This is a genomic window from Gemmata sp. SH-PL17, from assembly GCF_001610855.1.
Classification (GTDB): domain Bacteria; phylum Planctomycetota; class Planctomycetia; order Gemmatales; family Gemmataceae; genus Gemmata; species Gemmata massiliana.
Window position 1 is genome coordinate 2,857,897 of the sequence record NZ_CP011271.1, and the last position, 14,019, is coordinate 2,871,915.

The following is a 14,019-nucleotide window of genomic DNA, read 5'->3' on the forward strand; positions in this document are numbered from 1 at the left end:
AACGGGCGCCCGGGTGCCGGGCTCGTGCGGGCACCGGCTACGCCCCGCCGGGCGGGGCCGAATCGGGTGGCACGGTTCCGGCCCGGGCGATGAGGTCGGTGGTGTGGTACCCGTCGAACTCGGGCAGCGTGTGGAACCGGTCGGCCGCCATCAGGTGGCTGTAGTACGCCCGGAGGAACGACGGGTCCCCGGCCCCGTGGAGCACGAAATCGATCCCGAGCGCGTCGAGGGCCCCCAGCGACGTGAGCAGCGGGTGCGAGGGGAGCACGGCGTCGACGTACCGACACGCCCGGACCATTTCGACCCGGTGCTCGTGCGGGACCACCGGGCGGCGCTTGTACCCGGCCGCGGTGCCGTCGTCGTGTACCCCGGCGGTGACGTGCCCGTACAGGTCCCGGGCCCGGGCGAACAGGCGGACGTGCCCGACGTGGAACAGATCGAACACCCCGTCGATGAGCACCCGGAGAACGGGGCGAAGGGCGGGCGGGTGCGGGGCGAGCGGGCCGGGGGCCGGGGCCGCGCGCCACCCGGGGCCGTACCAGCGGTCGAGGAGCCGGGGGGCGTACCGGGGCACCGCGACCGGGTGCCCCGCGACGGCCACATCTTCGGCCCCGCAGAAGTGGTACTCGTGCGCGCACCGCTCCGGGGGGCCGGCGACCGCGCGCGCGGTGCCCCGGCGCTCGGTGCGCCACAACACGACGCGCCGGCCGCCGGTCCGCGCCAGTGAAACCGCGTCCGGATCGGAGCGGCGCCCGTTCGGCACCTCGTCGGGAAGGGGCGGGTGCGCCAGGAGCATCTCGCGACACGCGGCGAAATCACTCGCGTCGACCCCGATGTCCGTGTCGAGGTCCTCACGCGCGGACCGTTCGGGGTCCCGGCACACGGACCACAGGGCGTCGAACAGGAGCCAGTGGCGCACCCCGCGCGCACGAAGGCGTTCGAGGATCGGGTGGGCGAAACGGAGCATGGGTCGGCAGCGGAGTTGGGTGAGCGGTCGCGGTGCGGCGGCACCGCGCGAACTTCCAAAAAATCTAATTGCGGGACCGGGTCCGAGTGAAGGGGGAAGGGGGATTTTCAGAGAACAAACTGATTGTGATGATTGTGAGTAGGCTGTTTTCGGCCGGTCGCCGCCCGATCGCTCTTCAAACACGGCGCGCCGTGAAATCGGACCGCCCGGCTTGCGTTCGTTCGCGGTTCCGGTATATAGAATGGAATCATTTTGAAGTGCCCGCGCCGACGTGGAATCGGGGCGCGGGGGTCGATCGTTCCGGCAGGTGAGCCGTGCCGTCGTCCGCCCTCCAGACGCGAACCCCGATCCCCACAGCGGCGCGCCCGTTCGACGTCGCGGTGGTGATCCCGACCCTGCTGCGCGCGACCCTAGACCGGGCCGTGCGCTCGGTTTACGCGCAAACATTTCCGGGCACCATCCAGGTCCTCGTGGGCGTCGACGTGCGCCGGGGCGACCCCGGGGTGCTCGACGCGCTGGCCGCGTGCGCGCCCGGGCACTGCGCGCTGACCGTGTTCGACCCGGGGTACTCGACCTCGGCGCGGCACGGCGGGGTGCACCCCTCGGGGGACGGGGGGGCCCTGCGGACGATCCTCAGCTACGCCGCGCACAGCCGCCTCGTGACCTACCTCGACGACGACAACTGGTGGGGCCCCGAGCACCTGGGCACGCTGGCCCGGGCCGCCGAGGGGCGCGGGTGGGCGTACTCCCTGCGCTGGTTCGTCGACCGCGCCACGGGGCGCCCCCTGTGCGTGGACCGGTGGGAGTCGGTGGGGCCCGACGCCGGGTGCTACCGGGACCGGTTCGGGGGGTGGGTGGACCCGAACTGCCTGCTCATCGACAAGTCGGTGTGCGAACCGGTGCTGCGCCTGTGGTCGGTCCCGCTCCCGGGGGACAAGTTGCGCCTCACGGGCGACCGGCACGTGTTCGCGGACCTGCGGACCCGGGGGCCCGGGGGCGCCACCGGGCGCGCGACCGTGTTCTACACGCTCTCCCCCGAGGACGTGATGTACCCGCAGCGCCTCGAATGGGTGGCGGGCGGGTCGTAGCCCGCGGGACCGGGAGCCCGACCGGGCCGGGGCTCCCGTGAACGATCCGGTGGCCCGTGTGGTTCCGCCCGCTCCAACCCGAATGGATCGCCCCATGACGACGTCCGCCCCGCCCGCCCCCAACGCGCCGCGCGTCCCGGCCCACATCACCGAGCGCCTTGCCCGGGTCGGGGCCGGGCACAACGGCGACGGCGAGCTGTTCGACCTGTTTGCCGCGATCGCGCACGGCGCCGGGCGCGACGACCTCCGGGCCGAGTTCCGGCGCCGGGCCGGTGCGCCCGGGCCGACCCGGCCCCGGGGGCGCCGGGCCGGAGCCCCCGCCCGAGGCGCGCCGGCACCACCGCGGCGGGTGCCAGCTGGTGGGCGAGGGGCGCCTGGTCGAGGCCGAGTCCGAGTTCCGCGCGGCGGTCCGCGCGTTCCCCGCGTTCCCCGAGGCCCACGGGGACCTGGGGGTCGCCCTGGCCCGGCGCGGGGAGCTGTCCGCGGCCGAGGCCGCGTTCCGGCTCGCGGTCCGGTTCGGGCCCGCGCGCGCGGTGGCGTACCTGAACCTCGCGACGTGCCTGCTCCAGCAGGGGCGGCACGCGGAGACCGAGGAGTGGGCGCGCCAGGCGGCGCACCTGGACCCGGCCGGGGCCGAGTCGCACCGGCTCGTCGGGTGCGCGCTCGAGGCCCGGGGGAACTTCGCCGGGGCCGAGACCGCGTTCCGGGACGCGGCGCGCCTGGACCCGAACCTGGCCGACGCGCACTGGCGGCTCGGCGGGCTCCTGGTGCGCCGGGAGCGCCCGCAAGAGGCCGAGGCCGCGTACCGCGAGGCGGTGCGGCTCAAGCCCGATCACGCGGGGGCCTGGGTCGCGCTGGGCAACCTGCTCGAGGCCGAGGGGCGCGCGCCGGAGGCCGCGGACTGTTGCCGCCGGGCGGTGCAACTCGACCCGGGCTCGGCCGAGCTGCACAACTGCCTGGGGGTCGCGCTGGCCGGGGCCGACCGCCCCGAGGAGGCCGAGGCCGCGTACCGCGAGGCCCTGCGCCTGGACCCGAACATGGTCACGGCCCACAGCAACCTGGGCAACACGCTGCGGGCCCTGGACCGACTGGACGAGGCCGAGGCGGCCCTGCGCGGGGCCCTGCGCCTCAAGGCGGACTACCCGGAGGCCCACAACAACCTGGGGATCGTGCTGGTCCAGCAGGGCCGGACCGACGAGGGGCTGGGGTGCTACGAGGAGGCCCTGCGCCTGCGCCCCGAGTACCCCGAGGCCCGGCTCAACCGGTCCCTCTCGTGGCTCGGGGCCGGGGACTTCGCGCGCGGGTGGCCCGAGTACGAGTGGCGCTGGAAGATGCGCCACATCAAGCCCCCGCCGGCCACGGCCCCGCGCTGGGACGGGGGGCCGGTCGGGGGCCGGTCGGTACTGGTCCTGTCCGAGCAGGGGCTCGGGGACACGATCCACTTCGTGCGCTACGCCCGGGCCCTGGCCGCGCGCGGCGCGACGGTGCTGGTCGACTGCCCCGAGCCCCTGGCCGGGGTCGTGGCCACGTGCCCGGGGGTGGACCGGGCGGTCGCGCGCGGGACCGCGGTGCCCGCGCACGACCTGTCGGTCCCGCTCCTGAGCCTGCCCGGGCTCCTGGGGGTGCCCCCGGACGCGCCGGTGGCCCCGGTCCCGTACGTGCGCCCGGCCCCCGGGCGCGCGGACCACTGGCGCGCCGAGCTCGCGGGGGCGCCCGGGTTCCGGGTCGGGATCGCGTGGCAGGGGAGCAAGGTGCACCGCGGGGACCGGCTCCGGTCCGTCCCGCTGACCCGGTTCGCGGCCCTCGCCGCGGTCCCCGGGGTGCGGTTGTTCAGCCTCCAGAAGGGGCCCGGTTCGGAGCAACTGACCGGGGCCGAGGCGGCCGGAATGGGGGTCGTCGACCTGGGGGGGCGGACCGACCCGGACATGGGCGACGTCGGGGCCCTGATGACGGCCCTGGACCTGGTGGTCACGGTGGACACGGCCCTGGCCCACCTGGCCGGGGCGCTCGGGCTGCCGGTGTGGGTCGCGGTCCCGTACGCGGCCGACTGGCGCTGGCTCCAGGGGCGCGAGGACACGATCTGGTACCCGACCATGCGCCTGTTCCGGCAGCCCCGGCGCGGGGACTGGGACGCCGTGTTCGCGCGGCTCGCGGCCGAACTGGCGCCGCTGGTCGCGGCGCGCGCGGGGACCGAAGGGGCGGGGGCGTAACGGTGCGCGATCCGGTGATCCTGGACCCGTCGGACCTGCCGGACCTGGGCGCGCGCCTGCGGGCCGCGGGCCGGGTGGTGGTGTGGACCAACGGGTGCTTCGACCTGCTCCACGCGGGGCACGCGCGGTCCCTGCGCGCGGCCCGGGCCCTCGGGGACGCGCTCGTGGTCGGGGTCAACTCGGACGCCTCGGTCCGGCGCCTGAAGGGGCCCGGGCGCCCGGTCGTGCCCGAGGCCGAGCGCGCCGAACTGGTCGCCGCCCTGGGGTGCGTGGACGCCGTCGTCGTGTTCGGGGAGGACACCCCCGAGGCGTGCCTGGAGCGGCTCCGGCCCGCGGTGCACTGTAAGGGGGCCGACTACGCCCCGCCCGGGGGGCGCCCCGTACCCGAGGCCGCGCTGGTGGAGGGGTACGGGGGCCGGGTCGCGTTCCTCCCACTGGTCGAGGGGCTCTCGACCACGGCCCTGGTCCGCCGGATCCGGACCCTCTCGGAGTGAGCCCGCCGTGCCCCACACCGACGCGCCCGCCCCGGACTGGGGCGCCCTCGTTGCCGAGCTGGCCGGGCGGTGCCTGCTCGTGCTCGGGGACGTGATGCTCGACGAGTACGTGGCGGGCGAGGCGCGCCGGGTGTGCCCCGAGGCCCCGGTCCCGGTGGTCGAGGCGACGGCCCGGTGGGCCGTGCCCGGCGGGGCGGCCAACGCCGCGGCCAACGCCGCGGCCCTGGGCGCGCGGGCGGTGCTCGGGGGCGCGACCGGGGCGGACCCGGGCGCGGGCGCCCTGGCCCGCGCGGCCCGGGACCGCGGGGTCGACCCCGCGGGGCTCGTGCCCGACCCGGGGCGCCCGACCACGTCGAAGCTGCGCGTCCTGGCGCGCGGGCAGCAGATCACCCGGGTCGACACCGAGTCGACCGGGCCCGTCACCGGGGAACCGGCGGAGCGCCTGGGGGCCTGGGCCGAGCGGGCGCTGGCCGGGGCCGGGGCGGTCCTGCTGTCGGACTACGGCAAGGGGCTGTTCGCGGGCCCGCTGGCGCCCCGGGTGCTCGGGGCCGCGGCCCGGGCCGGGCGCCCGGTCGTCGTGGACCCCAAGGGCACCGACCCGGACCGGTACCGCGGGGCCGCGGTCGTCAAACCGAACCTCGCGGAACTGGGGGACCTGACCGGGCTCCCGGTACGCACCGGGGAGCAGTTCCGGCGCGCCGGGCTGCGGCTCGCGGGCCGGCTCCCGGGGACCGCCGTCCTGGTGACCCGGGGGGGCGACGGGATGGTGCTGTTCCGGGCCGGTGCGGACCCGCGGGCGCTGCCCGGGGGCCCGGTCCACGCGGTGTGCGACGTGACCGGGGCCGGGGACACCGCGGCCGCGGCCCTGGCCCTGGGGCTGGCCGCGGGGTGGGCCGTGGAGCTCGCCGCGCGGGTGGCGAACGCGGCCGCCGGGGTCGCGGTGTGCAAGGTGGGCACGGCCGTGGTCGCCCCGGCCGAGCTGCGCGCGGCGCTCGGGCCCGGGGTTCCGGACTTCGGCCCGCTGACCGACTGACCGGTCACCCGCGCTTGCGCAGGACGAACTCGATCGCGCACTCGCTGACCGGGTTGAGGGTCTGGTCGGCGCGCGCGGGCCCGGGCACGAACGTGTGGTGCAGGAGCTCGATCTTGAGGGCCTCGGCCCGGTCCCCGACGGACGCGACCAGGTCGGTCACGTTGACCGACACGGGGGACCACGAGCGCGCCTTGTAGACCGTGAACGTGTGCCGGTGCTCGGCGTTGAACGTGCTCGGCCAGACGCCCTGCTCGTACAGGTCCTCGTCCGGGACCAGGACCACCAGGTGCCCGCCCGGGCGCACGACCCGGACCCAGTTGGCCAGGGCCGCGAACGGGTCCCGGAGGTGCTCGAGGCAGTGGGAGCTGTGGAGGAAGTCGAACCGCGCGTCCGGGTACCGGGCCAGGTCCTGGGCGTCCCCGTCGGGCGCGTCGAACGGGGTCACCGAGCGGACCAGGGGGAACAGGGGCGCGTACCGGGTGAGCGGGTCCCCCCGCTCCCCACGTCGATCCCGTCGCCCGCGAAGTACCGGGCCGCGAACCCGGGCGCCGCGAGCCGCCGCGCCACCGCCTTGCTGCACTCGTTCACGAGCCCCTCCGATCCGAGCCGCCCGGTTCCGGTCGCCCGAGGGCACAGTATACGAACCAAACCCCCGATCGGGAGCGGACATGGAGTTCGGCGGGCTCAAGCTGAAGCGGTGCCGGTACGGGTGGATGCTGTTCGCGGGGCCGTACATCGGGAAGTGCTTCGACCTGTACGGCGAGTACAGCGAGTCCGAGGTCGCGCTGATGCGCCGGTTCCTGCGCCCCGGGGACACGGCCGTCGACGTCGGGGCCAACATCGGGGACCTGACGGTCCCGCTGGCCGGGATCGTGGGGGACGCGGGGCGCGTGTACGCGCTCGAGTCCAACCCCGCGACGTTCAACGTGCTGTGCGCCAACCTCGCGCTCAACGGGGTCCGGAACGTGAAGCCGGTCAACGCGTTCGTGGCGACCAACCCGGGGGTCGACACGTCCGGGCCGTGGGGCAAGTACGCGTACACGGGCGAGGTCTGGGAGCCCCAGTTCGTCGCCCTGGACGCGCTCGGCGCCCGGGCGTGCCACCTGCTCAAGGTCGACGTGGACGGCAAGGAGCTGGAGGTGCTCCGGAGCGCGGAGCGCCTGATCCGGGACCACCGCCCGGTCCTCTACTTCGAGAACGACGACCGCGCGCAGTCCGGCCCGCTCCTGGGGTTCGCGCTCGGGGCCGGGTACGACCTGTACTGGCACCCGGCCCCGATCTTCCGGCCCGACAACTTCTTCGAGAACCCGGAGAACCAGTGGGCCCCGAGGACCATCGTCTCGCTCATGGTGCTGGGGCTCCCGCGCGAGCGCCCGCTGGCGCCCCCGGAGCTCCGGAGGGTGCGCGGGGCCGACGACTGGTGGGACGCGTGACCCGGCGGGGCCGGGTCACGTGACGGGGTACCCGCGCAGGTGGTCCGGGAGGCGCCACGCGACCGCGGGTCGGGCGTGTGGGGGACCGGGGCCACGCGCCCGCGCCACGCGACCGCCATGACCTGCATGGTCTGGTACACGAGGGCGCGCCACCCCAGGTCCCGGAGCCGGTCCAGGGCCGCGCCCACGTCCGGGGCGGCCACGTCGTGGAACACGATCATCGCGTCTTCGGCCGCGTGGGCCGCGCACGCCTCGGCGTCGAGGCGCGGGGCCGGGCCCTCGTGGTTCCCGTCCACGAACATCAGGTCCCAGCGGCGCCCGCCCGCGAGCGGGGCCACCCCCTCGGGGCTCCCGCGGCCACCAGGTTCACGGCCCCGCGCACCCCGGCGGCCGACAGCGACGCCTCCACGCTGCTCCGGACCCCGGGGTCGGCCAGGGCCGGGTCGAGCACGTCGAGGGCCACCCCCCGAGCGCCAGGTGGCACGTGGACCACCCGAGCCAGCACCCGATCTCCAGGGCCCGGCGCCCGCGGAACCGGAGCGCCGTGTTGTACAGGATCGCGGCCTCGTCCCGGCTCACGAACCCGATGTGCGGGGCGCGCCGGTCCACGGACCACCGGTGCGGGATCTCGCGCCGCAGGTACGGCCACCCGCACCGGTCCCGGTCCCCCAGAACCATGTCCGGGAAGCACGCGTCGGGCACCACGACCTCGAGCCCGGGGGACACGTAGTCCCCGGGGAGCAGTGGCCCGTCCGGGAGCTCCGGTGGGACCGCGCACGGGGGGAACCGGAGGCGCACGCGCGCGGCCCGCCGGACACGCACGGGACCTCGGCCACCTCGGCCTTGTCCGGCCCGGTCCGGTGGAGCACCCCGATGGGGGTGTGCGGGAGGTACGGCTCGACCAGGCGCCCGGCCCCCGCGTCCCACGCGGGGAGCCCGGAGACGCACCCCCAGTTGCACCACGCGGGGAGCAACTCGGTGCGCTCGAACAGCCCGCCCCGGTACACCGCGTAGTTCAGGGCCATTTGGTCGGTCAGCAGGTTCGCCCCGTTCCGGGCGGCACGATCCAGGGCGGCGGCCCACCCGGCCCAGTGCGGGGCGTCGCGGTGGGCCGCGAACACTCCGGCGTTGAGCAGCGGGTAACTCCGGAGCTCGCGCCCCACGTCCGGGCCGAAGCACGCGGCGTACCACCCGGCCACCGTGTCCCAGTGGTCCGGGAGCGCGCCGTACTGGAGCCGGCTCCCGCGGTCCAGCTCGGGCACGATCGCCAGCCCGCGCGCCGCGGCCCCGCGCACGAACAGCTCGACCGCGCCCCAGTCGAGCACGCACGCGTCCGCGTCGAGCCAGAGGTACACCTCGGCCCCCGGGAAGTAGTCCCGCAGGAACGGGCGCGCGAGCAAACCCCGGAGCCACCCGGGGGCGCGCTCGCGCCCCGGGAACTCGAGGTGCCAGTCCGGGACCGCGAGCGCGTCCGCTCGGCCCGCGACCCAGGCCCGCTGTTCCGGGGTCAGCCCCAGGTCGAACACCCCCAGGCGCACCCCCCGCGCCTCCGGGTGCACGCGGACCGATTCGATCGCCCCGCGCAGGAAGTCAAAGAACCGGGCGTCGCCGCCCGTGACAACGAACACTTGGTGGGCCACAAGGTATTCTCGAGAGGTGGAAACAAAACTAATGGGCTTGCTGGAGGGATGAATTGTGCCCGCACGCACCGTATGACCGATTCGGTGCCATCGAGTGTCTAAGTAGGACGATCCGCGTTCAGCTTTTGGGACCTCGACCCGTATCTTCCACGGTCGTCATTTGCTGGCGGTCAGCTTTTTGCAAAGAGATTTATATGTTATTGCAAACTATCGGAAAAATGGAGCTTGACAAATGTCTCTACTGAGAATTTCGCAATTAAATGTCGTGAAAATATTCCGAATTAATTCTTCCTCGATTGCTGTGTGATCAAACCGAACCTGCACACAAAGGCATGGGAAAACATCTTTTGTGTGAATAATAAACCATTCGTAAGGGATCAATTCTGCATCAGCCATCTCCTTGCTTACCATCATGTCAATTGTGCAACCAACTCGCCTTGGAATGGTATCCATACGCATGACAGCCCCGTGTATGGCGACAGCTTCTGCTTTACAGAGATCTCTACTTCCAATGGATGAAAGTGGGAGTACATCATATGCAATTTGTGGCACGGTAATATCCTTGAAGGCTCTAACAGAATGCGTTCGGATAGGACGTTCGGAAGGCGATAAGCGCCGTTGCTAGATTGAAGAACCCGAACTGGTCTCGTCGCCTTTTTTGGTTACGAACCGGAGCTTGCGGAATCCGTGGAGCCAAGAGATGGGGCGCCGAGCGCCCCATCGGAATCACCTCAACCCGGTCCCGTGCGCGGTTCAATGCCGAGCCACATGCGGGTCGATCCCTCGTGCCCGCAGTTGCTCCCGGTGTGGGCCTGAATCGTACCCCGGTCCAGGCGAAGGTCGCATCGGCGGCGGCCCGCGACCAATTGGGCGTTCCCGCGTTGTCGAATTCGGTCAGGCGCAACTGGTATACTTTGTACCAGTTGCGCCTGCGTGTCACGCGAGCAGGGCCAGCAACTCATCCTACACCCACCGCCCATCTCAGCGGGCAGATGCTTCCACGGGACACCGGTCTTGAGTACGGCAGAATGCCGGTAATCGCCTCTCGGTCCCCAATCGGTTTGCGCCCGGGATACCGGAACCGCTGTGGTGTGGGTTCGAGGAGCAACGCCCGAATCAGCTCTCATAACTCGTTGCTCTGTTGAATCCCTCGGGCGTGTCGCGGCCTCCAATGCGGTATGAAGCCATTCCACCCGATGACGAAGTCCCCGCGGGCGGTCGCTCAGGAAGCTCTGCGCCTGGCGCGTGAGGCGTTGCCGGCGTACTCGTCGAAGTACAGCCGCAAGGAGTTCACCCAGCACCAGTTGTTCGCGATCCTGGCCGTCAAGACATTCCTCAAGACCGACTACCGGAGCGTGGTTGCCGTTCTCGACGACTTCGCTGAGCTGCGAACCGACCTCGGGTTGAAGAAGGTGCCCGACCATTCGACCCTGTGCTACGCCGAAGCCCGGCTGCTAAAAGGGGGGCCTACGTCGCCCTCCTGTTCCGGGCCACCACGCGCGCACAGGACCGCGGGCTGATCACCGAAGCCCCGACCGCGGCCGCCGATGGCACGGGGCAGGAGAGCCGGCATACCTCTCGTTACTTCTTCAAGCGGGCCGGGCGCAAGCACTCGTCCCGGCTGTGGACCAAGGTCACCGTTTATGAATTAATATAATCACCTACTTGCTTTCGTGTTCCAGCAATTTAGCCTTCCACATTTTGGCAACTTTCAGAAAATCCGCGATCGAGACTGTCACGCCATGTTCTGGCAGGAATTCGGGCTGTCCAATTAATGAAATTAACTCTCCGCGTATCTGGACGAACCAGATTTCGCCGGTACCTGCGTAAGTTGAGGATGAGTTGGGATCCCATTGTTCGAGTATCGCAAGGAATTCGTTGAGCCACCGACTTTGCGAATGCGTTGCTTCAGTCGTCAGAAAAAAACCAACGTCACCATAAGGTTCAGGCGTTGCAATTTCAATGCAGCCGGTAGGGCGTTCAAAAAATTTGGCTGGTAATGTCATGGCGTGTATTTCGGGTAAACTGTACGGAACCAAGTGTGCAAGATAGGAGGTAAACCGTGTCCTGGTGAGGAATTAGCGGCAGAATAAATTCCCTCAATGATTGCTCCATTCGTAGTGAATCCTTGCCACTTGCTGGGTGACCAATTCGGCAAACCTAATGAATTATACCCCGAAGATGTCCGGAATGATCCAATATAGGCGAAATAGATTTCGGCAAGCACTCTTCCCTGTGACCACGACGAAGGGAAGAAAGTCGAAAGCCCAGGAGGGAGCCCTGCAACCCCTACGTTATTTGTTTTCCCATATAAATACCCATCGGGGCCGGGCATCATAGCTGTGGCCTCTGTGATTCCCTCGGCATTTGGACCAGACCGCCGAGTCATCATTGCACCTCCTGCCTCAGTATGGTGGAAACCGGTTGCTCTGTAGAAGGTTCCTGAAGGCGCACCAGGAACTGCATAAAAGCCGTTCGGTGCCGGACTCCCACTTGACAATCTTATGATGTGAACCTCTCCGTGTAGGATATGCTCTCTCCTGATCGACATCATTTGTAGAAATTCAGCCGGTGTCGGAATTGTTGTTTCTCCTCGTGCCGCCAAGAACTCCGAAACCTGTTGCGGACCAGCCAGCCATTCCTGGTACATTCTTTCAGCACGAGGTGCGAAAGTTGCGTCGGCGTAATCGTGCCATGACCACCCTGTGCGCGATCCCCCTTGTTTATTTACCATTCCCCGCAAGCCCGCATCAACCAAATTGAAGAGAGTGGGGTGGTCTGCCGGCACTCCATGCTGTATTAGTCTTTGCCGTAGCAGAACATAGGCATCTCCAACTGTTGGCTGAGAACCAACGTCACCAAGGTCTTGAACAAGCTGCTTGCGAATAGCAGTTTTAACTTCTTTAGGCAGATTAGCGTCCGAAAGAGCGGATCGTAGATCATCGCACGAGTTGTGCGACCAGACAGAGAACCCCCATTCCTCTTTGCCAACGAAATAGGTGTGGTAATCAGCAACACGAAGATTGTGGACGGTACTCCAGACTCCAGTATCCTCAACCCACTGTACCGTTACCCAGGCCCCGGATTCGGTGAGCACCTGGTCCCCGACCTTTAACTCGTGGCACTCAATCCATCCTCGGGCTGCAACAAAGAACGGGTGCTCAGCGGTCGTGCGGATCGTCTGACCGTTGACCCGGAGTAACCACAACAGTCCTTCGCGAACGAATACCTCTTCGACCAACTTGGGCTCGACCGGCCCCTCGCAGTTGTGCTCATCCCGGGACAACACCCATTCGCCCGGGCGAATGTCCTCAATGTTACGCCATCCGCCTGGGGTTCGCAACGGGGTGCCGGGCGCAAAACACGCCCGGAGCCCTAATCGCTCTGCGATACTCTCGGCCCAAGCGTGTACCGCGCTTCCCTCGGGCAATTGTCCGTGGATAAATTGGCTTACTCTGCGGTTGAGTGCTTGTACCCCCCGAGTCTCCGCGCCTCGTTCCAACACCGCGGCCACCCCGTCCAGCCCGAGCGATACCCCGCGCCCGGCTAACCGGAACGGGTAAGCGGCGACCGCGTCAATGGTCGAGCCGACGTTCTTCCCGACCCACTCGAAGCCGAGCCGCCGGGCCAGCCCGCCATACTGGGCACCGGGCTTCAGCATCTGCGCGAACACACTTTTCGCCGAGGGCGTCAATCCGCCACCAAGTCCCCCGACGAACTCGGCCAACTCGTTGCCGACCAATCGGATGTTCTGTACGGTGGAGCGGTTGTTCCATCCTGTTACCACGTTCTCATTAATGTGCTCCGCCAGGAGGTACCCGCCCACACCCAACACGGTCGTGGCCCCGACCGTCCGAGTGAGCCAGGCCATCGGTTGCGTCAGCGTGCGCCCGACACCGAGCATCTTGACCCCGCGCCCGACCCACTCCAACGGGATTGCGATATCCGGGTTCAGAGCCAGCGCGGAGTCCGGGTTCGCTTGGCTCCATTCGGCGTACGTCTGGAGCCCGTACCCGCCGGCCGCAACGACGATCCCACCGGCTCCGGTTTTCAGCCCCCAAGACAGGGCCGAATAGATGCGCTGCGGGCCAATGAGTAACGCGCCGCCGGCGACCTGGAGCGTGCCGCCGGTGAGGCGCAGGACCGCGGCCGTGTCGGCACTGGCGGCGAGTGCGTTCCCCGAATACTGCTGGCTCCAGGCCCCGTAGTCACTCAGCGTTCGACCGGCGAATAGGGTCGTGAGCGCGGCCGTTTGGCGGAATGTCAGACCCGCAGCGGACGCTCCACCCTTCAGCCAATTCAGCCCTTTCAGTATCTTTCCACCAATCGCTAATTCCAGAGCATTGGCACCGATGCGCCCAAATAAAGCGGAGGTCTGATAAAGACCACCGTTTTGAGCAATGATCTTATCCGCCTTGGCTTGAAGCGGTGATGATCGCCCGATCTTCCCGGTCTTCATGTCGTAGCCGGGGCTAAGCTTGAACAACTCATTCCCGACAATGATGAATCCGTCCCCCAAACCTTCTCCGGCCTCCCGGAAGAACATTTTGGCATCTTTGAACATGGATCCAAACAGCGACGGCCCTTCTTTCCCTTTGATGGCCGCCGCCTTTTTGTCTAAGGCCCAACCTCTTCCGATTTCTTGCCCCAGCCAAGCTCCATAGCCTCCGATCAACCAGTCGCTATTATCGTTAATCCATCGCGTGACGGCGTTAGGGTCTCGGAACGGGAGCCCGTGGGTGTAGAACGTGAGGTGTCCGCCCGTGGTTCCGGGGGAGGCGTTAGACACGTCTGCGAACAGTGGCAGCAGGTCGTACCGGTTGGTGCCCGCCTTCGTCTGCTCGAAGTGGCCCGCGCGCTCGTCCCCGAGCTCGGTGAGCGTGTACCCGTTGGTCCCCGGACCCGAAGGCAGGGCCGAGCCCGGTCCCGTTACCGTGCGCGTGTACGAACCCCCGCCGCTCGTCGTCCGCGAGAGCACCTGGCGCGCCTCGTTGCCCGCCTCTGACGTGGTGTAGTTGTCGGCCCCGGTCACGGTCGCCCCGAAGCTCCCCGAACCCGTCACCCCGGACTCGGTGAGCGTGTACGTGTCCGCGCCCGTGGCCCCGAGCGTGTAGTCCCCGGTCACCCCGTTCCCGACCTTAGTGCCCGTGGCCA

13 protein-coding genes and 1 pseudogene are annotated in these 14,019 nt (G+C 69.3%); 6 read left to right on the forward strand and 8 right to left on the reverse strand.

Annotated elements, in window-relative coordinates; all coding sequences use genetic code 11:
* Nucleotides 1–37 precede the first annotated feature (37 nt).
* Nucleotides 38–967, reverse strand: a complete 930-nt coding sequence (locus VT84_RS11910) for an adenylyltransferase/cytidyltransferase family protein (RefSeq protein WP_082839670.1) — start codon at nucleotides 965–967, stop codon at nucleotides 38–40.
* Between the two features lie 314 nt (nucleotides 968–1,281).
* Between VT84_RS11910 and VT84_RS11915 the strand changes: the two genes are divergently transcribed.
* The 4 genes from VT84_RS11915 (at nucleotide 1,282) to VT84_RS11930 (ending at nucleotide 5,792) form a co-directional block, all read left to right on the forward strand.
* A complete protein-coding gene (locus VT84_RS11915) occupies nucleotides 1,282–2,055 on the forward strand; it encodes a glycosyltransferase family 2 protein (RefSeq protein ID WP_082839671.1) in 774 nt (257 codons plus the stop codon).
* A 209-nt stretch (nucleotides 2,056–2,264) separates the two neighbouring features.
* Nucleotides 2,265–4,265, forward strand: a complete 2,001-nt coding sequence (locus tag VT84_RS11920) for a tetratricopeptide repeat protein (protein WP_162271675.1) — start codon at nucleotides 2,265–2,267, stop codon at nucleotides 4,263–4,265.
* A 2-nt stretch (nucleotides 4,266–4,267) separates the two neighbouring features.
* Nucleotides 4,268–4,759 (forward strand): adenylyltransferase/cytidyltransferase family protein, encoded by a 492-nt coding sequence (locus tag VT84_RS11925; RefSeq protein WP_204249749.1) that lies wholly within the window; start codon nucleotides 4,268–4,270, stop codon nucleotides 4,757–4,759.
* 7 nt (nucleotides 4,760–4,766) lie between these two features.
* On the forward strand, nucleotides 4,767–5,792 hold the full coding sequence (locus VT84_RS11930; RefSeq protein ID WP_082839673.1) for a bifunctional heptose 7-phosphate kinase/heptose 1-phosphate adenyltransferase: 1,026 nt from the start codon (nucleotides 4,767–4,769) through the stop codon (nucleotides 5,790–5,792).
* A 4-nt stretch (nucleotides 5,793–5,796) separates the two neighbouring features.
* Here the strand turns inward: VT84_RS11930 and VT84_RS11935 are convergent, their stop codons facing one another.
* Both VT84_RS11935 and VT84_RS40090 read right to left on the reverse strand, forming a co-directional pair.
* Complete coding sequence (locus VT84_RS11935) at nucleotides 5,797–6,237, reverse strand: methyltransferase domain-containing protein (RefSeq protein ID WP_204249750.1); 441 nt, start codon at nucleotides 6,235–6,237, stop codon at nucleotides 5,797–5,799.
* The gene (locus VT84_RS40090; RefSeq protein ID WP_204249751.1) at nucleotides 6,234–6,380 is read right to left on the reverse strand and encodes a hypothetical protein; all 147 of its coding nucleotides are present in this window, start codon (nucleotides 6,378–6,380) and stop codon (nucleotides 6,234–6,236) included. Before VT84_RS40090 ends, VT84_RS11935 begins: the two co-directional genes overlap by 4 nt.
* An 80-nt stretch (nucleotides 6,381–6,460) precedes the next feature.
* Between VT84_RS40090 and VT84_RS11940 the strand changes: the two genes are divergently transcribed.
* Nucleotides 6,461–7,225 carry an FkbM family methyltransferase gene (locus VT84_RS11940; RefSeq protein ID WP_082839674.1) on the forward strand — a complete coding sequence of 255 codons (765 nt, stop codon included), beginning with the start codon at nucleotides 6,461–6,463 and terminating at the stop codon, nucleotides 7,223–7,225.
* A gap of 257 nt (nucleotides 7,226–7,482) precedes the next feature.
* Here the strand turns inward: VT84_RS11940 and VT84_RS42200 are convergent.
* From VT84_RS42200 to VT84_RS40100, 3 genes and pseudogenes are all read right to left on the reverse strand, one after another.
* Nucleotides 7,483–7,527 (reverse strand): annotated as a pseudogene (locus tag VT84_RS42200) (hypothetical protein); the annotation flags it as partial.
* Nucleotides 7,528–7,591: 64 nt separating this feature from the next.
* Nucleotides 7,592–7,834, reverse strand: coding sequence for a hypothetical protein (locus VT84_RS42205; protein WP_204249752.1), 243 nt, complete (start codon nucleotides 7,832–7,834; stop codon nucleotides 7,592–7,594).
* Nucleotides 7,801–8,865 (reverse strand): hypothetical protein, encoded by a 1,065-nt coding sequence (locus VT84_RS40100; RefSeq protein ID WP_082839676.1) that lies wholly within the window; start codon nucleotides 8,863–8,865, stop codon nucleotides 7,801–7,803. Before VT84_RS40100 ends, VT84_RS42205 begins: the two co-directional genes overlap by 34 nt.
* 1,196 nt (nucleotides 8,866–10,061) lie before the next feature.
* On the opposite strand from VT84_RS40100, the gene VT84_RS11955 reads away from it, so the two are divergent.
* The gene (locus VT84_RS11955; RefSeq protein WP_082839677.1) at nucleotides 10,062–10,385 is read left to right on the forward strand and encodes a hypothetical protein; all 324 of its coding nucleotides are present in this window, start codon (nucleotides 10,062–10,064) and stop codon (nucleotides 10,383–10,385) included.
* 141 nt (nucleotides 10,386–10,526) lie between these two features.
* On the opposite strand, the gene VT84_RS38445 is transcribed toward VT84_RS11955, so the two are convergent.
* Together VT84_RS38445 and VT84_RS11960 are read right to left on the reverse strand one after the other, a co-directional pair.
* Nucleotides 10,527–10,871, reverse strand: coding sequence for a hypothetical protein (locus VT84_RS38445; RefSeq protein WP_157469451.1), 345 nt, complete (start codon nucleotides 10,869–10,871; stop codon nucleotides 10,527–10,529).
* Nucleotides 10,868–13,990: a polymorphic toxin-type HINT domain-containing protein gene (locus VT84_RS11960; protein ID WP_157469452.1), complete on the reverse strand. Its 3,123-nt coding sequence runs from the start codon at nucleotides 13,988–13,990 to the stop codon at nucleotides 10,868–10,870. Before VT84_RS11960 ends, VT84_RS38445 begins: the two co-directional genes overlap by 4 nt.
* Nucleotides 13,991–14,019 lie beyond the last annotated feature (29 nt).

Bases quoted from the DNA above. Each gene is read 5' to 3' on its own strand.
- VT84_RS11955 (WP_082839677.1), top strand. From the start codon at position 10,062: ATGACGAAGTCCCCGCGGGCGGTCGCTCAGGAAGCTCTGCGCCTGGCG.
- VT84_RS38445 (WP_157469451.1), bottom strand. From the start codon at position 10,871: ATGACATTACCAGCCAAATTTTTTGAACGCCCTACCGGCTGCATTGAA.
- VT84_RS11940 (WP_082839674.1), top strand. From the start codon at position 6,461: ATGGAGTTCGGCGGGCTCAAGCTGAAGCGGTGCCGGTACGGGTGGATG.
- VT84_RS11910 (WP_082839670.1), bottom strand. From the start codon at position 967: ATGCTCCGTTTCGCCCACCCGATCCTCGAACGCCTTCGTGCGCGCGGG.